Source organism: Rhizobium sp. Root1334 (genome assembly GCF_001426665.1).
In the GTDB taxonomy this organism is placed as follows: Bacteria; Pseudomonadota; Alphaproteobacteria; order Rhizobiales; family Rhizobiaceae; genus Pararhizobium.
In genome coordinates this window covers 97173-118071 of record NZ_LMEY01000004.1, presented here as the reverse complement: position 1 = coordinate 118071, position 20899 = coordinate 97173, and the positions used below count along the sequence as shown (strand labels likewise).

Below are 20899 nucleotides of genomic sequence, written 5' to 3'. Positions count from 1 at the left end.
GTCCTCAATGCAGATTGGGTTGCGAGCCGACGCCCTTTTCATCGATCATCCGGCCGCGTGCGAACCGGTCGAGCCGGAAGGCGCGTCCTGTTTCATGCGGCTCGTTCCTGGCGATCAGATGGGCGTAGCAGAAGCCGGAGGCGGGCGTGGCCTTAAAGCCGCCGTAACACCAGCCGGCGTTCAGATAGAGATTGTCGATATGCGTGCGGTCGATGATCGGCGAGCCGTCCATGCTCATGTCCATCACGCCACCCCAGGAGCGCAGAACCCGGACACGCGACAGGGCCGGGATCATCGCAACACCGGCTTCGGCGACATGTTCCACTGTCGCGAGATTGCCGCGCTGGGCATAGGAATTGTAGCCATCGATATCGCCACCGAAGACCAGGCCGCCTTTGTCAGACTGGGAGACGTAGAAATGCCCCGCACCGAAGGTGACGACATTGTCGATAAAGGGCTTCAGCCCTTCCGAGACGAAGGCCTGCAGCACGTGGCTTTCGATCGGTAGCTTCATGTCGACCATATCAGCGACGGTGGTGGAGTTGCCGGCGGCAGCCAACGCCAGCTTGCCGCAACCGATAAAGCCCTGACTGGTCTCGACGCCCACGACGCGGCCGTTTTCGCGGCGGATGCCGGTGACTTCGCAATTCTGGATAATATCGACGCCGCGCATATCAGCGCCACGGGCATAGCCCCAGGCAACGGCGTCATGGCGCACGGTGCCGCCGCGCTTCTGCATCAAGGCACCCTGGATCGGGAAGCGGGCATTGTCGAAATCGAGGAAGGGCAGCATCTGGCGCACGGCGTTTCGATCGAGCAGGTCGGCATCGACGCCGTGCAGCCGCATCGCATTACCGCGCCGCGTATAGGCATCGCGCTGGGCGTCGGAATGATAAAGGTTCAGCACGCCGCGCTGCGAGACCATGGCGTTGAAATTGAAATCCTGCTCCAGCCCCTCCCAGAGCTTCATCGACAGTTCGTAAAACGGGTTGTTGCCCTGCAGCAGATAGTTGGAGCGGATGATCGTGGTGTTGCGGCCGACATTGCCGGAGCCGATATAGCCTTTTTCCAGCACGGCCACATTGGTGACGCCGAACTCCTTGGCGAGGTAATAGGCCGTCGCAAGGCCATGTCCGCCACCGCCGATGATAACAACGTCATAATGGTTCTTCGGAACCGGACTGCGCCATGCTGGCCTCCAGCCTTTGTTGCCGCGCAGGGCATTCAGAAAAACGGAAAAGGCAGAGTAGCGCATGGCAAATGAATCCCGGTGAACCGCGCCGATCATGACAGGATTGCATTTGGGTACTTGCAGTAAAGAGACGTTTTCAGTCATAATTCGGACATGGCACCAGATGACCTGAAAAACGTTCAAAAGGTCGGCTTTATCCTCGTTCCGGGATTTGCCCTGATGTCCTATGCCTCGGCGGTCGAGCCGCTGCGTGCCGCAAACCTTTTGGCCGGCCGGGATATTTATGCGCTTTCGGCGCATGTTGCTGAAGGCAGCGCCGGCATGACCTCATCGGGCATTCCGGTTCCTGCAACGCTCCTGCCGTCACGGGGTTCGGGTTTCCATACTGTCTTTGTCTGCGCGGGCGGTACACCGGTTGACTGGGATGTGCCACCGGTGCTGGCCTGCCTGCGCCAGCTTGCCCGCGACGGCGTGCGCATCGGCGGGATTTCCGGCGGTCCATACCTGATGGCAGAAGCCGGCTTGCTGGAGGATCGGGATTTTACGATCCACTGGGAGCATGCCCCCGCATTGATGGAGGCCTTTCCGGCGCTTGCGCCACGTCAGGCGCGGTATGTGCTTGACGGCAACCGTATCACCTGCGGCGGCGGCGTAGCGCCGCTCGACATGATGCATGCACTCATCGCGGAGCGCATGGGATCGGATTTCGCCCGCCGGGTCAGCGACTGGTATCTGCACACCCACGTGGAAAGCTCCGGCGCGCCGCAGCGGGCATCGCTGGCAGAGCGCTACCGTGTCAATCACCCGGGTTTGCTCGCAGTGCTTGAAAAGATGGAAGCGACAATCGAGGCCCCGCTCGATCGCCAGACCATGGCGGCTTTGGCGGGCCTGTCGCCGCGTCATCTTGACCGGTTGTTCTCGAGCCAGATGGGATCGTCCTTTCTTCTGGAATACCGCAAGCTACGGCTCGATCATGCCCGCCGCCTGCTGCAACAGAGCCCGCTTTCGATCTCGGAAATCGCTTTTGCGACCGGATTTTCCAGCGCCGGTCATTTTTCCCGCAGCTACCGCGCCGCGTTCGGCGAGCCACCGCGATCCCAGAGGCAAATTAGTGGTACCGCAGTCCGTTGAGCGATATTCTTCCGGGTTGAGAAAATTTCACTCTCAGGATAGATTGATTGACTTGCAAGCAGGGGGCGAAACCGCATGGCGAAAAAGCAGCCAGTCACCGATATTGGCCGGATCACAGACGACGAGCATCCGGCTCTGAAGGCTGCTTTTCTGCAGGATCCGCACGCGCTGCGTGAGCCGAAGGAAAACAACCTCGAAATCGCGATCGGCCACGAGGTTCGCGCTTTCCGCAAGAAACTCGGCATCACCGTGACCGACCTTGCGACCGCCACCGGCATTTCGCTTGGCATGCTGTCGAAGATCGAGAATGGCAATATCTCGCCGTCGCTGACTACGCTGCAATCTCTTTCGCGGGCGCTTGGCGTCCCGGTCACCGCTTTCTTCCGCCGTTATGAGGAACCGCGCAACGCGGTGTTCGTCAAGGCCGGCGAAGGTGTCGAACTGGAGCGCCGGGGTACGCGGGCGGGGCATCAGTACAATCTGCTCGGTCATATCGACAACAACACAGCCGGCGTAGTGGTCGAGCCCTATCTGATCACGCTGACGGCAGATTCCGATACGTTCCCGGCTTTCCAGCATGAAGGCATGGAGTTTCTCTACATGCTGGTCGGTGAAGTGGTCTATCGCCATGGCGACCGGCTTTTTACCATGCAGCCCGGCGATAGCTTGTTTTTCGACGCCGACGCCCGCCACGGGCCGGAGGAGCTGGTGAAGTTGCCGATCCGCTATCTGTCGATCATTTCCTATCCGCAGACGCGCAGCAATATCTAAGCCTTTCATACTCAAAAATATTGCCTGATAAGAAAATAACTTTCTTCTCAGTTGAAATTTAAAACGGCAGCTGATATCCATCTTTTCATCAACGAAACGAAGGATTGTCCCCATGTGCGGAATTGTCGGATTGTTTTTGAAGGACAAGAGTCTGGAGCCGCAATTGGGTGCCATGCTGTCCGATATGCTGGTCACCATGACCGACCGCGGACCGGATAGCGCGGGCATCGCCATTTACGGATCGCCCTCCAAGGGCCGGGCCAAAATCACTGTTCAATCATCGGACCCGAAGCAGGATTTCGCCGGTCTCGAGGCGCTGCTGAAGCCTGTCGATTCAAGTGTATCGGTAGAGCTGAAAAGCACCCATGCGGTCATCGAAACCGACGCAGACAAGGCTTCGGCCGTGCGCGATCTGCTTTCCCAGGAACGGACCGGTATCCGTGTCATGGGCTCGGGCGACAGCGTCGAGATCTACAAGGAAGTTGGCCTGCCGAAGGACGTCGTTTCCCGCTTCGGCATTCGCCAGATGGGCGGCACGCACGGGATCGGCCACACCCGCATGGCAACGGAATCGGCTGTGACCACGCTCGGCGCGCATCCGTTTTCGACCGGCGCCGATCAGTGCCTGGTGCATAACGGTTCGCTTTCCAATCACAACAACCTGCGCCGCGAGCTGGTGCGCGAAGGCATGACCTTCGAGACCCAGAACGACACGGAAGTCGCTGCGGCCTACCTGACGGCGGAAATGGCCAAGGGCAAGGATCTGGGGCAGGCGCTGACCAGTGCGCTTGATGACCTCGACGGGTTCTTCACCTTCGTTGTCGGCACCAAGTCCGGCTTCGGCGTGGTGCGCGACCCGATCGCCTGCAAACCGGCCGTGATGGCGGAAACCGACCAGTACATTGCTTTCGGTTCCGAATATCGGGCGCTCGTCAACCTGCCGGGTATTGAAGACGCCCGTGTCTGGGAGCCGGAACCCGCCACCGTTTACTTCTGGGATCATGAGAAGGCGGCGTAAACATGGACCTCAGCGTTAAACGAGAAAGTCTGGAAACGATGCGCGTATTCGACCTTGCCAAAATGCCGTTGCGCGACCTGAACAGCGCCCTGCATGCGATTGCCCCCGGCACTAATGATACGAACTTCGAAGTCGTCAACCCGCGCGGCAGCCATGCCGTCGCAGTCGGCATCGATCAGCCGGTGACGGTCGAGGTTCGAGGTAGCGTTGGTTACTATTGTGCCGGCATGAACGACGGCGGTTCTGTCACTGTTCACGGTTCAGCAGGCCCGGGTGTTGCTGAGAACATGATGTCGGGCACGGTTGTCATCGAAGGCGATGCCAGCCAGTATGCCGGGGCGACAGGCCGCGGCGGTCTGCTGGTCATCAAGGGCAATGCAGCATCGCGCTGCGGTATCTCGATGAAGGGCATCGATATCGTCGTCCAGGGCAATATCGGCCATATGTCGGCGTTCATGGGCCAGTCCGGTCATCTGGTGGTGCTCGGCAATGCGGGTGATGCGCTGGGAGATTCGCTCTATGAGGCCAAGCTGTTCGTGCGCGGTGAGGTCAAGAGCCTTGGCGCCGACTGCATTCAGAAGGAGCTGCGCCCCGAGCATATCGAGAAGCTTGCTGAGCTGCTGGACAAGGCAGGCATTACCGACGTCAAGCCGCAGGAGTTCAAGCGCTATGGCTCCGCCCGTACGCTCTACAATTTCAACATCGATAACGCTGACGCGTACTAAGGCAGGGAACCCTACATGAGCTATCACAACCCCTATACCCCGCCGCGCAAGTCAGCGACTTTCGACGATTACACACTCGCGGAAATCCGCCGCGCGGCAGCCACGGGCATTTATGATATTCGTGGCGCCGGGACCAAGCGCAAGGTTCCGCATTTCGACGACCTCCTGTTCCTTGGTGCTTCGATCTCTCGCTATCCGCTCGAAGGTTACCGCGAGAAATGCGACACGTCCGTCGTGCTCGGTGCGCGTCATGCCAAGAAGCCGATCGTCCTGAAAACCCCGATCACCATTGCCGGCATGAGCTTCGGGGCGCTTTCGGGCAATGCCAAGGAAGCGCTTGGCCGTGGGGCGACGATCGCCGGAACATCGACGACCACTGGTGACGGTGGCATGACCGACGAGGAGCGTGGCCATTCACAGACGCTGGTCTACCAGTATCTGCCATCGCGCTATGGTATGAACCCGAAGGACCTGCGCCGTGCCGATGCGATCGAGATCGTTGTCGGCCAGGGCGCCAAGCCCGGCGGTGGCGGCATGCTGCTCGGCCAGAAGATTTCCGATCGTGTCGCCAATATGCGCAACCTGCCCAAGGGCATTGACCAGCGTTCGGCCTGCCGTCATCCGGACTGGACCGGCCCGGACGATCTCGAAATCAAGATCATGGAACTGCGCGAAATCACCGATTGGGAAAAGCCGATCTATGTGAAGGTCGGTGGTGCGCGTCCTTATTACGATACTGCTCTTGCGGTGAAGGCCGGTGCCGACGTCGTCGTGCTCGATGGCATGCAGGGCGGCACGGCGGCTACGCAGGACGTGTTCATCGAGAATGTCGGCATGCCAATCCTTGCCTGCATCCGCCCGGCCGTTCAGGCGCTTCAGGATCTCGGCATGCACCGCAAGGTTCAACTGATCGTCTCGGGCGGTATCCGTTCCGGCGCAGACGTCGCCAAAGCCCTGGCGCTCGGCGCTGACGCGGTCGCGATCGGTACGGCTGCACTCGTTGCCATCGGCGATAATGATCCACACTGGGAAGCGGAATATCAGAAGCTCGGAACGACGGCCGGTGCCTATGACGACTGGCACGAAGGCAAGGATCCCGCCGGCATCACGACGCAGGACCCGGAGCTTTCCAAGCGCCTCGATCCGGTCGCGGCCGGGCGCCGTCTCGCCAATTACCTCAAGGTGATGACGCTGGAGGCCCAGACGATCGCGCGGGCCTGCGGCAAGAACCATCTGCACAATCTGGAGCCGGAGGATCTTGTCGCACTGACGCTCGAGGCATCGGCCATGGCGCAGGTGCCGTTGGCCGGTACCAGCTGGATCCCAGGCAAGGGAGGCTTCTGACCCAAACATACCTTCGGCCGTTGCCCGATCTTAAAAGTCAGGCAGCGGCCTTTTTACGAAAAAGTGTCTGAATAATCCAAAGGGGAACGCAGTGACACTCGATCTTGCCAGCTTTGCCAAAGACCGTGGCATCAAATATTTCATGATCAGTTATACCGACCTGTTCGGTGGCCAGCGGGCGAAGCTCGTCCCGGCCGAGGCGATTGCCGACATGCAGAAGAATGGTGCGGGTTTTGCCGGGTTTGCCACCTGGCTCGACCTTACGCCCGCCCACCCAGACCTGTTTGCGCTTCCCGATCCGTCCTCGGTCATCCAGCTCCCCTGGAAGAAGGATGTGGCCTGGGTCGCCGCCGATTGCGTCATGGAAGACCAGCCGGTGGACCAGGCACCGCGCGTCATGCTGAAACGCCTGATCGCTGAAGCGGCCAAGGAGGGCCTTCGCGTCAAGACCGGCGTCGAGCCGGAATTCTTCCTGATCTCACCGGATGGCGGCAAGATTTCCGACGAGTTCGATAATGCCGAAAAGCCCTGCTACGACCAGCAGGCTATCATGCGCCGCTATGACGTGATCGCCGAAATCTGCGACTACATGCTCGAACTTGGCTGGAAGCCCTACCAGAACGACCATGAGGATGCGAACGGCCAGTTTGAAATGAACTGGGAATATGACGATGCTCTGCAGACTGCCGACAAGCATTCGTTCTTCAAGTTCATGGTCAAGACGATCGCCGAAAAACACGGCCTTCGCGCCACCTTCATGCCAAAGCCCTTCAAGGGGCTGACCGGCAACGGCTGCCACGCCCATATCTCCGTCTGGGATCTGGACGGCAAGACCAATGCCTTTGCCGACAAGGAAATGCCGTTCGGTCTGTCCGCCCAGGGAAGGACTTTCCTCGGTGGTATCATGAAGCACGCGTCGGCACTTGCTGCAGTGACCAATCCGACCGTCAACTCCTACAAGCGTATCAACGCGCCGCGCACGATTTCCGGTGCCACCTGGGCGCCGAATACGGTGACATGGACCGGCAACAACCGCACGCACATGGTCCGCGTTCCCGGTCCCGGCCGGTTCGAATTGCGTCTGCCGGATGGCGCGGTCAACCCGTATCTTCTGCAGGCGATCATCATCGCAGCGGGCTTGAACGGTATCCGGAAGAATGCCGATCCGGGCCGTCATTGGGACATCGACATGTACAAGGAAGGCCACACCGTTACCGGCGCACCGCTCCTGCCACTGAACCTGCTCGATGCACTCAGGGAATACGACAAGGACGAGGAGCTGAAGGCGGCGCTTGGCAAGAGTTTCTCCAGCGCCTACCTGAAGCTCAAGCATCAGGAGTGGAATGCCTACGCCTCGCATTTCACCGATTGGGAGCGGCAGACGACGCTCGATATCTGAGCCTCAGGCCAAGTTCCAAGATCAGAAGAGACGGCATGGCCTGTTCCTGCTATCCGATGTCGCGAAACGGATGGACGGGCAGGCCAGCGCCGCGCTAGCTTCCGTTCCACGATGCTGGGCCGGGAGGGCCAGCCAAGACCCAAACCGAGAGACTGAGACCGATGAAGAGCTACGTTCTGACCGTATCGTGCAAATCCACCCGTGGCATTGTCGCGGCGATTACCGGCTATCTGGCCGACGAAGGCTGTTACATCACCGACAGTTCGCAGTTCGACGACATGGAAACCGGCCTGTTCTTCATGCGGCTGACTTTCATCAGCCAGGAAGGCGCTGCGCTTGAGAAGCTGAAGACCGGGTTCGAGGCGGTGAAGACCCGGTTTGGCATGGAAGCCGATATCCGTGATTCCGAGCACCGGATGAAGGTGCTTTTGATGGTGTCGCGTTTCGGCCATTGCCTCAACGACCTGCTCTACCGCTGGAAGATCGGCGCTTTGCCGATCGACATCGTCGGCGTGGTCTCCAACCATTTCGATTACCAGAAGGTGGTCGTCAATCACGATATCCCGTTCCATCATATCCCGGTGACCAAGGCCAACAAGGCGCAGGCGGAAGCCCGGATGATGGACGTGGTCGAGCAGACCGGCACCGAGCTGATCGTGCTTGCCCGCTACATGCAGATCCTGTCGGATGCCATCTGCCAGAAGATGTCGGGGCAGATCATCAACATCCACCACTCGTTCCTGCCGTCCTTCAAGGGCGCCAACCCCTACAAGCAAGCCTATGAGCGCGGCGTGAAGCTGATTGGTGCGACGGCGCATTACGTCACCGCCGATCTCGACGAAGGCCCGATCATCGAGCAGGACATCGCCCGCATCACCCATGCGCAGTCGGCCGAGGACTATGTCTCGATCGGCCGCGATGTGGAGAGCCAGGTTCTGGCGCGCGCCGTGCACGCCCATATCCACCACCGTACCTTCATCAACGGCAACCGCACTGTCGTCTTCCCGGCAAGCCCGGGATCCTATGCCTCCGAGCGCATGGGGTGATCTTAGCCAGCTTGCCGTCGTTCTTCGCATCCCCGGACGCCCTATGCGTCCGGGGATGTTTCACATCTGGGGATGTGCCGTGCAACTCAAACGGGCGGCGCAATCTCAAGCGGGGAGCCATCTGAAAAGCGGCTGAATCGGAACGGCGCGGGATCAACGATCGGCGTGGTGCCCATGACGAGGTCGGCGGAGAGATGGCCGGCGCCTGGGCCGATGCCGAAGCCGTGGCCTGAAAATCCTGTCGCGATTGTCAGTCCCGGGATGGCTTCCAATGTCGAGATGATCGGCACGGCGTCCGGCGTCACATCGATCAGGCCAGCCCAGATCTGCTCCACCCTCGCATCGCGCAGCACCGGCAGCGCTTCCGTGGCGGCTTGCAGCGCGCGCAAGGCGGCCTTGCCATCCGGTTTCGGATCGAGAATCCGGTGATGTTCGAATGCGCCGGGCCGGTCGAGCGGGACGGCGGAAATTTCGAACAGTTCATTCCAGCTCTGTGCGCTCAGGCCGAGTTGTACTGCGTCCCCTTCGGCTTTTCTGGCAGGCTGGAAATCCCGGAATAAGGCAAAACTGTCCGGCACCAGCGCATGCATGTTGATACCGCCGTTGGCGATGGTGTAGCCACCGTCGAGGCGTTTGCGATAGGCATACGACGCGGTTGCGCCCGCGCCGTCCGGTCCACGGTTGACTGCGCTGGTGCGCAATACCGAGTTGCGCACTTTCAGTTGCGGCAGCCGGATGCCAAGTCCCTTGCAGAACAGCCGTGACCATGCACCGCCGGCAAGCACGGCGGCGGAGGTTTCGATGCGGCCCTTCTCTGTGATGACGGCGCTGATGCGGCCAGCACTTTTCTCGATGCCGCGCACGGCGCAGCTGGTCAGGATACGGGCACCGGCCCGGCGCGCGCCCGCCGCAATCGCAGGTACCGCCTTTTGCGGTTCGGCGCGGCCATCGCTTGGCGTGTAGAGCGCGCCTTTGTACCGTTGCCCGGCGCCCAGCATCACGGCAGCCGTTTCGTCGGGGCCGATCTGGCGCGTGTCGAGGCCGTGCGCTTGCGCCAGTTTCAACCAGGCGTCGCGATTGGCGACATCCGTCTCGGTCTCGGAGATATAGACAATCCCCGAACGGTGAAATCCGGTGTTGCCGCCAACGCGCGCATCCAGCCCATCCCAGATTTTCAGGGCCTCAATCGCCAGCGGAATTTCACGCCGGTCGCGGCCCATGACACGGACCCAGCCCCAGTTGCGGCTCGACTGTTCGCCCCCGAGTACGCCCTTTTCGCACAGCACGACATCGACGCCGCGTTCGGCCAGGAATAGCGCCGTGCTGACCCCGATAATGCCGCCGCCGATGATGATGACGTCTGCTTTCTTTGGCAGGGCGTGGTCGGTTTCACTGCGATCGAGAATGGGGCCGGGCATGGGCGAAGGTTCCGTGCGTCGAAGGAAGTTATCTCCGATGTGCACGGTATCTTGCCGTTGTTCAAGTCGCAAAGACTGGCCGCTTGCCGGTCCTGCGACGTGGCCTCAGGCGGGCAGTGAAAAAGCGTCGCTCTCACCCTCGACCAGGTCTTCCGGCCAGACCTTCCTGAGTTCCGCATCCGGATAGAAATGGCTAAAGGCCGGCATGGTCGCAAGGAGCGCTTCCGCCAGTGCGATCCCGAGATCGCGGCGCGATAGCGTGAAGCCGGTCAGGCTTGGCGAGAGGAAATGCGATTGCGGGCTCTGGCGGCCGATGATTGCGATATCGCGTCCAGGCTTGAGGCCGGCTTCGCTCATGCCACGATAGAAGCCTATGGCGATGGTTTCATTGACCAAAAGGATTGCGGTCGGCCGGTCCTTCATGGCCAGCAATTGCTGGGCGACATGATAGCCACCTGCCTCGTTCGGCTTCGAGTTGAAGACGAGATCAGGATCGAGCGTCAGTCCGTGTGCAGCAAGTGCCCGGGCGCTCTGATCGACGAAGAGATGACCGAGGTTGATATCATCATGCGGCCTTGTCACGGCGATCCGGCGATGACCCTTGGCCACCAGGCGGTCGATCGAGGTTTGCGCCATGCCTTCGAAATCGAGATCGAGCCAGGGCTGGCCGACATCCGTCAGGCTGCGTCCGAGCGTAACGAACGGAATCTTGCGTTTGGCGAGAAATTCGAAGCGTGGATCGTGCCGCTGCGTCGCCGACAGGATGAGGCCATCGGCAAAACCACGCGCGACGACGCGGCGGAGATAGTCGTCGGGGTCTTCTTCCGATGAGCAGAGCAGGGCAACCAGATCGAGATGGTGGCGGGCAAACACCGTTTGCACGCCGTCGAATACACTCATGAAGAACGTATCACCCTGGCCGGTGATCTCCGTGCCGGTCTGCATCATGAAGCCGATGATGTTGGTGGTGCCCTGGCGCAGGCTGCGGCCGGATTGATTGGGCACATAGCCGAGTTCTGCCGCTGCTTCGAGAACCTTGCGGCGTGTTTCCTCGTTGACGTCAGGGCGCCCGTTCAGCGCCCGCGAGACGGTGCCGATAGAAATATCCAGATGCTGTGCAAGCCTGCGTATGCCCGTCATTTCAGCTGCTTTCAACGCGTGATTTCGGTTGCCCAATGCTTCTCTATTGACACGTTTCAAAAATCGTTCATAGTTCCGTAAACGTTTACGGTGGCCGAAAAGGAGCGAAAACCGTAGACTTTAAGGAGGAGAAACCCATTTTGCGTGCAGTTCTGTGCGGGTGCGGAGCTATGGCCAAAGGCTGGCTCAAGGCGATCGCTGAAACCCCTGAAATTCGCTCGGCGGTTGAAGTCGTCGGGCTGGTCGACGTCAATCCGGTGGCAGCGAAAGCCCTGGCCGCCGAATTCGGATTGGCGGATGCGGTTATCGGTTCTGATCTCGGCGATGTCTTGCAAAAGACCTCCGCCGAAATCGTCTTCGATGTCGTCATTCCATCCGCCCGCCACGATGTGGTGGGAACGGCGCTCGCCCATGGCTGTCACGTGCTCAGCGAAAAGCCGATGGCAGCGTCGATTGAAGCGGGCCGTTCGTTGATTGCGCAAGCCGAGGCCGCAGGAAAGATTCACGCCATTGTCCAGAACCGCCGGTTCATCTCTGGTATTCGCCGCATCCGCCGTCTGGTGGAAAGCGGTGCGCTTGGCGAACTAACGGCGATCCATTGCGACTTCTTCATCGGCGCGCATTTCGGCGGGTTCCGCGAAGAGATGGACAATGTGCTGCTTCTCGACATGGCGATCCACACATTCGACGCCGCCCGTTTCGTGGCGGACAAGGTGCCGGTGGCGGTCTATTGCCATGAAAGCAATCCGCGCGGTTCCTGGTATGCGCATGGCGCGGCGGCCAACGCGATCTTCGAATTTTCCGATGACGTGACGTTTACCTATCGCGGCTCCTGGTGTGCGGAAGGGGCCAATACCAGCTGGGAAAGCCAGTGGCGGATTATTGGCACCAAGGGCACGCTGCTCTGGGATGGTGCGGACGAATTCAAGGCGGGCGTGATCGCGGGTTCGGAAGGTTTCTTCCGTCCAATCGAGGCTATCGACGTGCCGCAACCGGCAAACGAGGCGCAGACCCATGGCCATGCCAGCGTGATCGCCGACTTCCTCACCGCCATCCGAACCGGCGCCAAGCCGGAGACCGTCAGCAGCGACAATATCAACAGCCTTGCCATGGTGTTTGCGGCGATCGAGAGCGCCCGCACCCGGCAGCGCGTGACCCTATGAAGAACAGGACAGTTTGATGAGCAATCCGGCAAAATCCATCCGTATCGGCACCATGATCAGCGCATCCGCAGGCAAGGCGGCGGAGCGCATCGGCAAGGTGGCAGACTTGGGCTTCGAAAGCTTCGAGCCGTTCTTTTGGCAGACGACCAATGGCCAGAACCTCGCCGAACTTGGCAAGCGCTGCGTCGAGGCGATCGGCGATCGCGATATCACCATTTCGACACTCGGCATGTTCGGCAATCCGCTGGAAACCACCGACATCGACCGCGATACGCTGCAGGGCTGGAAGGACTGCATCGACAACGCCCACCATTTCGGCGCCACTTGCGTGGCGGGTTTCACCGGCCGTATCCGCAACAAACCGCTGACCGACAGCCTGCCGCGCTACAAGGAAGTCTGGAGCGAGCTTGCCAAGCGTGCCGCCGACAAGGGCGTCAAGATCGCGTTTGAGAATTGCGCCATGGATGGCAATTGGGCGACCGGCGACTGGAATATCGCCCACAATCCGGATGCCTGGGAACTGATGTTCAACGAGACACCGGATGATAATATCGGGCTCGAATGGGAGCCTTGCCACCAGATGGTCTATCTCATTGATCCGCTGCCGCAGATCCGCAAATGGGCGAAAAAGATCTTCCACGTGCATGGCAAGGACGCGACGATCCGCTGGGATGTCATTCGCGAGCACGGCATTTTCGGCAAGGAAAAATTCGTCTTCATGCGCACGCCGGGCTTTGGCGACACCAACTGGACGGATGTGATCTCGGAACTACGCCTTGCCGGCTGGTCGGGCTCGATCGACATCGAAGGCTGGCACGATCCGGTTTATCGCGATGCGCTGGAAATGACCGGCCAGGTGCACGGCCTCAATTATCTGAAGACATGCCGGGGCGGTGATTTCGTCACCGATCCCGCCTGATTGATCAGGCAGGCTTGAGAGAACTGACATGGACTGAAGAAGGCCGGCATGGAGGATGTCGGCCGACAGGATAACCACAAGGAGGAAATCATGGGTATCCGCAAATATGCAGTCATTGGTGCAATGGCGCTGGCAGGCGTCTCTATGTTCGGCCTTTCCGCCAAGGCGGAAGATGTGAAGCTCACCGTCTGGTCGCTTGACCGGGACATCCAACCGGCACCGCATCTGGTGGCCGATTTCAACAAGCTCAACAACGGTATCCAGATCGAATACCGCCAGATCCAGTTCGATGATGTGGTGAGCGAGGCGATGCGCGCCTATTCGACCGGCCAGGCGCCGGATATTATCGCCATCGACAATCCCGAGCATGCGCTGTTTTCGTCGCGCGGCGCCTTCCTTGATCTCACCGACATGATCTCGAAATCGACAGTGATCAAGCCGGAGAACTATTTCCCCGGCCCGCTGAAATCGGTTGAATGGGACGGCAAGTATTACGGCGTGCCGAAAGCGACGAACACGATCGCGCTCTACTACAACAAGGACATGTTCAAGGCGAAAGGGCTTGATCCGAACAAGCCGCCGCAGACCTGGGACGAGCTTGTCGAGGACGCACGCAAGCTGACCGACCCGGCGGCCAATGTTTATGGTCTGGCCTTCTCGGCTAAGGCCAACGAAGAAGGCACGTTCCAGTTCCTGCCCTGGGCGCAGATGGGCGGCGGTAGTTATGAAAACATCAATTCCGAAGGTGCCGTAAAGGCATTGACCGTCTGGAAGACGATCATGGACGAGAAGCTGGCTTCCCCGGATACGCTGACCCGCGGCCAGTGGGATTCGACCGGCACGTTCAACTCGGGCAATGCCGCCATGGCGATCTCCGGTCCGTGGGAACTCGACCGCATGTCGCAGGAAGCGAAATTCGACTGGGGCGTGACGCTGCTGCCGGTTCCGCAGGAAGGTGCAGAACGTTCGTCTGCCATGGGCGATTTCAACTGGGCGATCTTCGCCTCGACCAAGCATCCGGAGGAAGCCTTCAAGGCGCTCGAGTTTTTCGCCTCGCAGGATGACAAGATGTTCAAGAATTACGGCCAGCTTCCGGCCCGCTCCGATATCGCGATCCCGGCAACCGGCCAGGCGCTGAAGGATGCTGGACTGCAAGTGTTCCTCGAACAGCTGAAATACGCCAAGCCGCGCGGCCCGCATCCGGAATGGCCGAAGATCTCCAAGGCGATCCAGGATGCCATTCAGGCAGCGCTCACCGGCCAGTCGAGCCCGAAGGACGCGCTTGATCAGGCGGCCGATAAGATCAAGGCTGTGCTGGGCTGATTTGCTCCTCTTCTCCCCAGCGGGGAGAAGATGCCCAACGGGCAGATGAGGGGGATGAGGAGCGGCAGCGACGAATGCTTTCACGAAAGCCATAACCGAACGGCAGTGTGTGCCGCCCCCTCATCCGGCCCTTCGGGCCACCTTCTCCCCGTTGGGGAGAAGGTAAAAACGCCGATGGTTCGTACCATCATCATTTCCTCCCGGAAGGGGTTGTCTTTCGCGCCAATGCGCCAGACAGCCCCGTTCGGAGCATCGGAGGCCCCATGAAGAGGCTGCTTTCCAGCATCCGGGATGGCAACGGTTTCGATATCGTGCTCGTCGCCTTTCCGCTCGGTTTTCTGTTCCTGATGGCGGGTCTGCCGCTGCTCTACAATATCCTGATGAGCTTTCAGGAAGTCGATATGTTCAGCCTCGGCACGTTCCTGCGCCCCTTCGTCGGCTTCAAGAACTATCAGGATCTGTTTTCTCAACCGGAGACATGGCCGATCCTTGGCAATACCGCGATCTTCGTCACCGGTTCGATTGCCGGGCAATTCCTGATCGGCTTTGGGCTGGCGCTGTTCTTCTGGGTCAATTTCCCCGGGGCTTCCTGGCTGCGCGGCTTGTTTCTCGTGTCCTGGGTCATGCCGGGCCTCGTCGTCGGCGCCATCTGGAACTGGATCCTGTCGGGAGATTTCGGCGTGTTGAATTTCATGCTGCGGGAAACCGGCATCATCTCGGGCAACATTTTCTGGCGCTCCGATCCGAACTATTCGCTCTATGCGGTCATCATCGCCAATATCTGGCTGGGCACTGCCTTCAACATGATCCTATTATCCGTCGGGCTGGCCAGCATTCCCGGCGATCTCTATGAGGCTGCCGAACTCGACGGCGCCAATGCCTGGCAACGCTTCTGGACGATCACCCTGCCGATGATGCGCTCGACCATCGGCGCCATCGTTTCGCTTGGCCTGATCTTCACGCTGCAGCAATTCGACCTTTTTGCCGCCATCACCTCCGGCGGGCCGAACAATTCGTCCAACGTCACGCAATACTGGGCGTGGGACCTGTCCTTCCGGCAATATGACTTCGCCAAAGGAGCGACGATCTCCGTCATCATGATCGTCTTCGTGATGTTCGCCTCGGTCGTCTATGTCCGCTCCACACGTCATGAGGTGCGCGGATGAGTGATACCAATCGCAACCGCCTGATGCTGGTGATCGCCATCGTCATGGCAGCAATCTATCTGTTCCCGCTTTACTGGATGTTCATCACCGCTTTGAAAAGCGGTTCGGAGATGTTTGCGACGCCGCCGAGCTTTTGGCCGTCAGAGCCGCAATGGGCCACCTACGCCTTCGTCTGGGAAAGCCGGGGCATGGGACGCTATCTGTGGAACTCGCTGGTCATCGCCTTCGGCTCGGTCACCCTGATCACCGTGCTCGGTGTCGGCTGTGCCTATGTGCTGGCGCGGTACAGGAATGTCTGGGTCGATATCGGCCTGTTCCTGATCCTGATGCTGCAGGTGCTACCGGCGTCGCTGATGATCACGCCGATCTTCGTCGGTTTCTCGCAGCTGGGAATGCTGAATTATCCGCGCCTGGCGGTGATCATCGCCATTGCTGCCAAAAGCATGCCATTCTTTGTCGTACTGGTGCGCGCCACCTTCATGGCGGTGCCACAGGAGCTGGAAGAAGCAGCCCTTGTTGACGGCAATTCGCGGGTCGGCGCTTTCTTCAACATCGTTCTGCCGCTTGCACGCAACGGTATCCTTGTCAGCGCCATTTTGATCTTCATGCAGGCCTTCGGCGAGTTCGTCTATTCGAAATCGATCATCCAGGCGGTGGAACTGCAGCCCGCCAGCGTTGGCCTCAACTCGTTCATGGGACCGAACACCAATGAATGGAACAACATCATGGCCTATGCCACGATCTATGTGACCCCCATCCTCGCCATCTTCGTGCTGCTGCAGCGGCGCATCGTCTCCGGCCTTACTTCGGGAGCCATCAAATGACCAAGCAGATCGAGCTCTCGGGCGTCAATAAATATTACGGTGCCTTCCATGCACTAAAGAACATCGAACTCAGCATCGAGAAGGGCAGCTTCGTCGCGCTTGTCGGTCCGTCCGGCTGTGGCAAGTCCACGCTGTTGCGGTCGCTCGCCGGACTGGAAAGCATCTCGACGGGCGATCTGAAAATTGCCGGTGAGCTGATGAACAACGTGCCGCCGCGCAAGCGGGATATCGCCATGGTGTTCCAGTCCTATGCGCTTTATCCGCATATGACGGTGGAGCAGAACCTGACCTACAGTTTGCGCATTCGCGGTGTCCCCAAAGCGGAGGCCAAAAAGGCGGCGGAAGAAGTTGCGGCAACGACCGGGCTCTCCCAGCTTCTCGGCCGTTATCCGCGCGAGCTTTCCGGCGGCCAGCGCCAGCGTGTCGCCATGAGCCGGGCGATCATCCGCCACCCCAAGGCGTTTCTCTTCGACGAGCCGCTGTCCAACCTCGACGCCGCGCTGCGTGTCCACATGCGCAAGGAAATCCGCACCCTGCATGACCGGCTGGGCGCAACCTCCGTTTATGTGACGCATGACCAGATCGAAGCCATGACCATGGCCGATCATGTCGTGGTGATGAAGGATGGCGTCATCGAGCAGCAGGGCGCACCGCTCGAACTTTACGACCGGCCGGCCAACAAGTTTGTTGCCGGCTTCATCGGTTCGCCGGCGATGAATTTCGTGCCTGCTGTTGTCGGCGAGGATGGCCGTTCGCTGGCGGTCGATGTCGGCGAGAGGCAGACCATCACGCTCGACCGGCAGCTACAGCCGGGCCGCAGGGTGACGGCGGGATTGAGGCCTGAACATCTGCATTTCGTCGAGCCGGGGCAGGGTGTTTTCCGCCTGCCGGTCGGCATTGTCGAAAGCACCGGCTCGGCGACTTACATCACGACAGCCACTGCGACGGAGGTGACGATTGTTGAAACGGCGCGGAGACCGGTGAAAACCGGCGATATCATCGATGTGTCGATCCGTCCCGCCGATGTCCATGTGTTCGATGGCGAGACCGGATTGCGGGTATGAGGCAAGCCATTCCAGCGTGATGGCGGCGCTATACATCGGCAGGCCGGCGCGATAATCTCTCGCCGAGCAGCCAAGGTATGCAGAACCGCATGACACAGACAAAATCCAGCAGTCTCCACCCTGTTTTGCGGGTCGATTTTCCACATTCCGAACGGCTGGGGCGGGGCAAGATCGAACTGCTCGAGCATATCCGCGAGACCGGATCGATCTCCGCTGCGGGCCGGGCCATGGATATGTCCTACCGGCGGGCCTGGCTTTTGGTGAGCGCGCTCAACAGCATGTTCAGGCAAGAGGCGGTGGAATCGCAGCGTGGCGGAAAACAGGGCGGCGGTGCGGTTTTGACGCCTTTCGGTGACGAGCTGATCCGTCAGTTTCGAGCGATGGAGGAGAAGGCACAGGCGGCACTGGCATCGGAGCTGGCCTGGCTGCAGGACAATCTCAGCGCCAGCGCGCCGGCGATCAGAGATCCAGAGCCACGCTCTTGATGATCGCGTAAACCGGCTTGCCGGGATTGAGCCCGAGCATGTCGCGGGACAGCACCGTCACCGCCGAGATGATCGTCACACCATCGCAATCCAGCCGTACATCGACCATGCCCTGCGCCGGTTCGCCGATCTCGATGATCATGGCCTGCAGAATGTTGAGCGCACTCAGACCTTCTGGCCGGCTGGTTGCCAGCATGACGTCGCGGGCGGCAATCTGCAGCCGGACGTGTTTGCCAATGGGGGCATTCAGCTGCGGCACGCGGATTTCGACATTTCCGGACCTGATGACCGTGATCTGGTGTTCCATGTCCGTCGTCTCGACAGTGCCGTCGATGACAGCACGGGCCTCGCGGCGGTCGATGGTCGAGGAGGGCTGGCTGAGAATGGTTGCCGCATCGCCAGATGCGCTGATGCGGCCATTTTCCAGGATGATGACCTTTGTCGCCAGCCGGGCGACTTCTGCCACCGAGTGGCTGACATAGATGATCGGAATATCCGCTTCGTCGCGCAGCCGCTCCAGATAGGGTAAAATTTCCGCCTTGCGCTCCTCGTCGAGCGCAGCCATGGGCTCGTCCATCAGCAACAGGCGCGGGTTGGATAACAGCGCCCGGCCGATGGCGATGCGCTGTTTTTCGCCGCCGGAGAGATTGGCCGGCGCGCGGTCCAGCAGTGCGCCGACACCGAGCAGATCGACGATCCGGTTGAAATCCGCACCAACATGGCTGCGGCGGGCAAACCACCGGCCGTAGCCGAGATTGCGTCGCACGCTCAGGTGCGGAAACAGCCGTGCCTCCTGAAAGACGTAACCGAAGCGGCGCCTATGCGCGGGCACGAAAATCTGGTTGTCACCGTCGAAAAGAACGTCTCCATTGAAGGAAAGATGCCCGCCGCCCGGCCGTATAAGACCAGAAATGATATTGATCAGCGATGTTTTGCCGGAGCCCGAGCGGCCGAAGAGGGCGGTCACGCCCTTGTCCGCGGTGAAGGCAGCTTCCACGGAAAATGCGCCGAGCCGATGACGGATATCGACCTTGAGGCTCATGCGGCATCCATTTTCTTTGCGGCAAGATTTGCCAGGATTTCGGACACGATCAGCGCGGCCATCGAAATGACGATGGAAATGAGGGTCAGGCGAAACGCGCCGGCATCGCCACCGGGAACCTGGGTGAAAGTGTAGATCGCTGCCGACAGGGTCTGGGTTTCACCCGGAATATTGGAGACGAACGTAATCGTCGCGCCGAATTCGCCCATCGCCTTGGCAAAGGCGAGCACCATACCGGCGATGATGCCGGGCAGCACCAGCGGCAGGGTGACGGTCAGGAATACCCAGAAGGGTCCGGCACCCAGTGTTGATGCAGCCTGTTCCAACCGTCGATCGACGGCCTCGATCGAGAGGCGAATGCTGCGCACCATCAGCGGGAAGGCCATCACGCCGCAGGCAAGGGCAGCGCCGGTCCAGCGGAAGGAAAAGACGATACCGGTATATTCGGCGAGAAATGCGCCGATCGGGCCGCGTTTGCCGAACAGAACGAGAAGGAGAAAGCCGGTCACGACCGGCGGCAGGATCAGCGGAAGGTGAACCAAGCCGTTGAGGATGGATTTGCCCCAGAAGCGCCCGCGCGCCAGAAGCATGGCGATAGCAATGGCGAAGGGCAGGCTGACGATCATCGCGACGAGCGAGACGCGCAGGCTGAGACGGATTGCCGTCCATTCCGCGTCACTTAAAGTCAACCAGTCCAAATGTGCGTGCTCCGTCCCTGACGGTCAGACGATATGCGCTCCATCCATTCGCGGATAGAGCGCATTGAAGTCTTATTTCCGGCCTGTCTTACTTCAGAACCGTAAAGCCCTGGGCCTCGAACAGTGCGGCGGCCTTGGCAGACTTGACGAAGTCGACATAGGCGGCGGCGTCCGGGTTCTTGCTGTCGGTGGTGATCGCGATCGGATAAACGATCGGCGGATGGCTGTCTTCCGGGAAAGTACCGGCGATCGTCACGTCTTTGTCGGCGGCGGCATCCGTCTGGTAGACGATGCCGTAGGGTGCTTCGCCCTTGGAGACGAGCAGAAGCGCTGCGCGGACGTTTTCAGCACCCGCAACGTTCTTCTCGACCGAAGACCAGATGCCGAGCTTTTCAAGTGCTGCCTTGCCGTATTTGCCGGCCGGCACAGAATTGACGGCGCCCATGGCGAGCTTTTCGTCGCCGAGAAGAGCCTTCAAATCCAGTCCCTGCTTGATATCCACCGGAGCGGCGTCTTTCTTGCCGGTCACCAGAACGATACGGTTGCCGAGCAGGTTGGCGCGGGTTTCGTCCTTGATCAGCTTCTTTTCAGCGACGTAATCCATCCAGGCAAGGTCGGCGGAGATGAAGACGTCGGCCGGTGCGCCGGATTCGATCTGCTTGGCGAGCGCCGAGCTTGCCGCATAGGAAACGGTGGTTTCCTTGCCTGATTCCTTCTTCCATTCGGCATCGATGGCATCGAGCGCGTTCTTGAGGCTTGCTGCGGCAAAGACGGTGACCTTTTCGGCTGCAAGTGCAGGCTGGGCAAGCGCCGCGGCGCCAATCCAGAGTGCAACGGCGGCAGTTCCGAAAAATTTCAGCAAGGTTCGACGTTCAGAGCGCATGCGGTCCCCCATTGGTTTCGAGATATCTCTTTAGATATAACGGTATAATCCGATTGGCCAGCGTTATGTTTGTCAAAATATATTGAAAGTCATTTGCACCGGCCTGCAGCTCGCGGCTTGCTATCGATGCGGCGGAAGTTACATTCGG

General features: G+C 60.0%; 20 protein-coding genes. 14 read left to right on the top strand and 6 right to left on the bottom strand.

The genetic code is table 11. The annotated features are described in order from the left end of the window. Nucleotides 1–4 precede the first annotated feature (4 nt). Entirely contained in the window at nucleotides 5–1255 is a 1251-nt protein-coding gene (locus ASD36_RS09860; RefSeq protein WP_060503164.1) for a sarcosine oxidase subunit beta family protein, read from the bottom strand. Between the two features lie 90 nt (nucleotides 1256–1345). On the opposite strand from ASD36_RS09860, the gene ASD36_RS09855 reads away from it, so the two are divergent. From ASD36_RS09855 to purU, 7 genes are all read left to right on the top strand, one after another. Continuing rightward, entirely contained in the window at nucleotides 1346–2323 is a 978-nt protein-coding gene (locus ASD36_RS09855) for a GlxA family transcriptional regulator (protein WP_060503087.1), read from the top strand. A gap of 75 nt (nucleotides 2324–2398) precedes the next feature. Next, nucleotides 2399–3094 (top strand): XRE family transcriptional regulator, encoded by a 696-nt coding sequence (locus ASD36_RS09850; RefSeq protein WP_060503086.1) that lies wholly within the window; start codon nucleotides 2399–2401, stop codon nucleotides 3092–3094. A 112-nt stretch (nucleotides 3095–3206) separates the two neighbouring features. Then, the gene (locus tag ASD36_RS09845) at nucleotides 3207–4112 is read left to right on the top strand and encodes a glutamine amidotransferase family protein (protein ID WP_060503085.1); all 906 of its coding nucleotides are present in this window, start codon (nucleotides 3207–3209) and stop codon (nucleotides 4110–4112) included. 38 nt (nucleotides 4113–4150) lie between these two features. Further along, entirely contained in the window at nucleotides 4151–4837 is a 687-nt protein-coding gene (locus tag ASD36_RS09840) for a GXGXG domain-containing protein (RefSeq protein ID WP_060503163.1), read from the top strand. Nucleotides 4838–4852: 15 nt separating this feature from the next. After that, a complete protein-coding gene (locus ASD36_RS09835; RefSeq protein ID WP_060503084.1) occupies nucleotides 4853–6181 on the top strand; it encodes an FMN-binding glutamate synthase family protein in 1329 nt (442 codons plus the stop codon). A gap of 91 nt (nucleotides 6182–6272) precedes the next feature. Beyond that, nucleotides 6273–7580, top strand: coding sequence for a type III glutamate--ammonia ligase (glnT, locus tag ASD36_RS09830; protein ID WP_060503083.1), 1308 nt, complete (start codon nucleotides 6273–6275; stop codon nucleotides 7578–7580). A gap of 161 nt (nucleotides 7581–7741) precedes the next feature. Then, a complete protein-coding gene (gene purU, locus ASD36_RS09825; RefSeq protein ID WP_060509992.1) occupies nucleotides 7742–8626 on the top strand; it encodes a formyltetrahydrofolate deformylase in 885 nt (294 codons plus the stop codon). Between the two features lie 86 nt (nucleotides 8627–8712). On the opposite strand, the gene ASD36_RS09820 is transcribed toward purU, so the two are convergent. Further along, a complete protein-coding gene (locus ASD36_RS09820; protein WP_060503082.1) occupies nucleotides 8713–10044 on the bottom strand; it encodes an FAD-binding oxidoreductase in 1332 nt (443 codons plus the stop codon). Nucleotides 10045–10149: 105 nt separating this feature from the next. Beyond that, the gene (locus tag ASD36_RS09815; protein ID WP_060503081.1) at nucleotides 10150–11184 is read right to left on the bottom strand and encodes a LacI family DNA-binding transcriptional regulator; all 1035 of its coding nucleotides are present in this window, start codon (nucleotides 11182–11184) and stop codon (nucleotides 10150–10152) included. A gap of 137 nt (nucleotides 11185–11321) precedes the next feature. Between ASD36_RS09815 and ASD36_RS09810 the strand changes: the two genes are divergently transcribed. The 7 genes from ASD36_RS09810 (at nucleotide 11322) to ASD36_RS09775 (ending at nucleotide 18128) form a co-directional block, all read left to right on the top strand. Next, nucleotides 11322–12347 (top strand): Gfo/Idh/MocA family oxidoreductase, encoded by a 1026-nt coding sequence (locus tag ASD36_RS09810; protein ID WP_277995994.1) that lies wholly within the window; start codon nucleotides 11322–11324, stop codon nucleotides 12345–12347. A gap of 16 nt (nucleotides 12348–12363) precedes the next feature. Continuing rightward, nucleotides 12364–13266, top strand: a complete 903-nt coding sequence (locus ASD36_RS09805; RefSeq protein WP_060503079.1) for a sugar phosphate isomerase/epimerase — start codon at nucleotides 12364–12366, stop codon at nucleotides 13264–13266. A gap of 90 nt (nucleotides 13267–13356) precedes the next feature. Continuing rightward, nucleotides 13357–14589, top strand: a complete 1233-nt coding sequence (locus ASD36_RS09800) for a sugar ABC transporter substrate-binding protein (RefSeq protein ID WP_060503162.1) — start codon at nucleotides 13357–13359, stop codon at nucleotides 14587–14589. Between the two features lie 263 nt (nucleotides 14590–14852). Then, the gene (locus ASD36_RS09790; RefSeq protein ID WP_060503077.1) at nucleotides 14853–15755 is read left to right on the top strand and encodes a sugar ABC transporter permease; all 903 of its coding nucleotides are present in this window, start codon (nucleotides 14853–14855) and stop codon (nucleotides 15753–15755) included. Further along, nucleotides 15752–16579: a carbohydrate ABC transporter permease gene (locus ASD36_RS09785; protein WP_060503076.1), complete on the top strand. Its 828-nt coding sequence runs from the start codon at nucleotides 15752–15754 to the stop codon at nucleotides 16577–16579. The genes ASD36_RS09790 and ASD36_RS09785 overlap by 4 nt, the downstream gene beginning before the upstream one ends. Continuing rightward, nucleotides 16576–17643, top strand: coding sequence for a sn-glycerol-3-phosphate ABC transporter ATP-binding protein UgpC (gene ugpC, locus ASD36_RS09780; protein WP_060503075.1), 1068 nt, complete (start codon nucleotides 16576–16578; stop codon nucleotides 17641–17643). Before ASD36_RS09785 ends, ugpC begins: the two co-directional genes overlap by 4 nt. 89 nt (nucleotides 17644–17732) lie before the next feature. Then, on the top strand, nucleotides 17733–18128 hold the full coding sequence (locus ASD36_RS09775; protein ID WP_060503074.1) for a winged helix-turn-helix domain-containing protein: 396 nt from the start codon (nucleotides 17733–17735) through the stop codon (nucleotides 18126–18128). On the opposite strand, the gene modC is transcribed toward ASD36_RS09775, so the two are convergent. The 3 genes from modC to modA all read right to left on the bottom strand — a co-directional run bounded on the left by modC (nucleotide 18103) and on the right by modA (nucleotide 20751). Then, nucleotides 18103–19170, bottom strand: coding sequence for a molybdenum ABC transporter ATP-binding protein (gene modC / locus ASD36_RS09770; protein WP_060503073.1), 1068 nt, complete (start codon nucleotides 19168–19170; stop codon nucleotides 18103–18105). The genes ASD36_RS09775 and modC overlap by 26 nt on opposite strands. After that, nucleotides 19167–19868, bottom strand: a complete 702-nt coding sequence (modB, locus tag ASD36_RS09765; protein ID WP_060503072.1) for a molybdate ABC transporter permease subunit — start codon at nucleotides 19866–19868, stop codon at nucleotides 19167–19169. The genes modC and modB overlap by 4 nt, the downstream gene beginning before the upstream one ends. An 88-nt stretch (nucleotides 19869–19956) precedes the next feature. Next, a complete protein-coding gene (gene modA / locus ASD36_RS09760) occupies nucleotides 19957–20751 on the bottom strand; it encodes a molybdate ABC transporter substrate-binding protein (RefSeq protein WP_060503161.1) in 795 nt (264 codons plus the stop codon). Nucleotides 20752–20899: the final 148 nt, after the last annotated feature.

Coding starts and splice junctions, on each gene's coding strand:
- ASD36_RS09860 (WP_060503164.1), bottom strand. CDS start 1,255: ATGCGCTACTCTGCCTTTTCCGTTTTTCTGAATGCCCTGCGCGGCAAC.
- ASD36_RS09855 (WP_060503087.1), top strand. CDS start 1,346: ATGGCACCAGATGACCTGAAAAACGTTCAAAAGGTCGGCTTTATCCTC.
- ASD36_RS09850 (WP_060503086.1), top strand. CDS start 2,399: ATGGCGAAAAAGCAGCCAGTCACCGATATTGGCCGGATCACAGACGAC.
- ASD36_RS09845 (WP_060503085.1), top strand. CDS start 3,207: ATGTGCGGAATTGTCGGATTGTTTTTGAAGGACAAGAGTCTGGAGCCG.
- ASD36_RS09840 (WP_060503163.1), top strand. CDS start 4,151: ATGCGCGTATTCGACCTTGCCAAAATGCCGTTGCGCGACCTGAACAGC.
- ASD36_RS09835 (WP_060503084.1), top strand. CDS start 4,853: ATGAGCTATCACAACCCCTATACCCCGCCGCGCAAGTCAGCGACTTTC.
- purU (WP_060509992.1), top strand. CDS start 7,742: ATGAAGAGCTACGTTCTGACCGTATCGTGCAAATCCACCCGTGGCATT.
- ASD36_RS09820 (WP_060503082.1), bottom strand. CDS start 10,044: ATGCCCGGCCCCATTCTCGATCGCAGTGAAACCGACCACGCCCTGCCA.
- ASD36_RS09815 (WP_060503081.1), bottom strand. CDS start 11,184: ATGACGGGCATACGCAGGCTTGCACAGCATCTGGATATTTCTATCGGC.
- ASD36_RS09805 (WP_060503079.1), top strand. CDS start 12,364: ATGAGCAATCCGGCAAAATCCATCCGTATCGGCACCATGATCAGCGCA.
- ASD36_RS09800 (WP_060503162.1), top strand. CDS start 13,357: ATGGGTATCCGCAAATATGCAGTCATTGGTGCAATGGCGCTGGCAGGC.
- ASD36_RS09790 (WP_060503077.1), top strand. CDS start 14,853: ATGAAGAGGCTGCTTTCCAGCATCCGGGATGGCAACGGTTTCGATATC.
- ASD36_RS09785 (WP_060503076.1), top strand. CDS start 15,752: ATGAGTGATACCAATCGCAACCGCCTGATGCTGGTGATCGCCATCGTC.
- ugpC (WP_060503075.1), top strand. CDS start 16,576: ATGACCAAGCAGATCGAGCTCTCGGGCGTCAATAAATATTACGGTGCC.
- ASD36_RS09775 (WP_060503074.1), top strand. CDS start 17,733: ATGACACAGACAAAATCCAGCAGTCTCCACCCTGTTTTGCGGGTCGAT.
- modC (WP_060503073.1), bottom strand. CDS start 19,170: ATGAGCCTCAAGGTCGATATCCGTCATCGGCTCGGCGCATTTTCCGTG.
- modA (WP_060503161.1), bottom strand. CDS start 20,751: ATGCGCTCTGAACGTCGAACCTTGCTGAAATTTTTCGGAACTGCCGCC.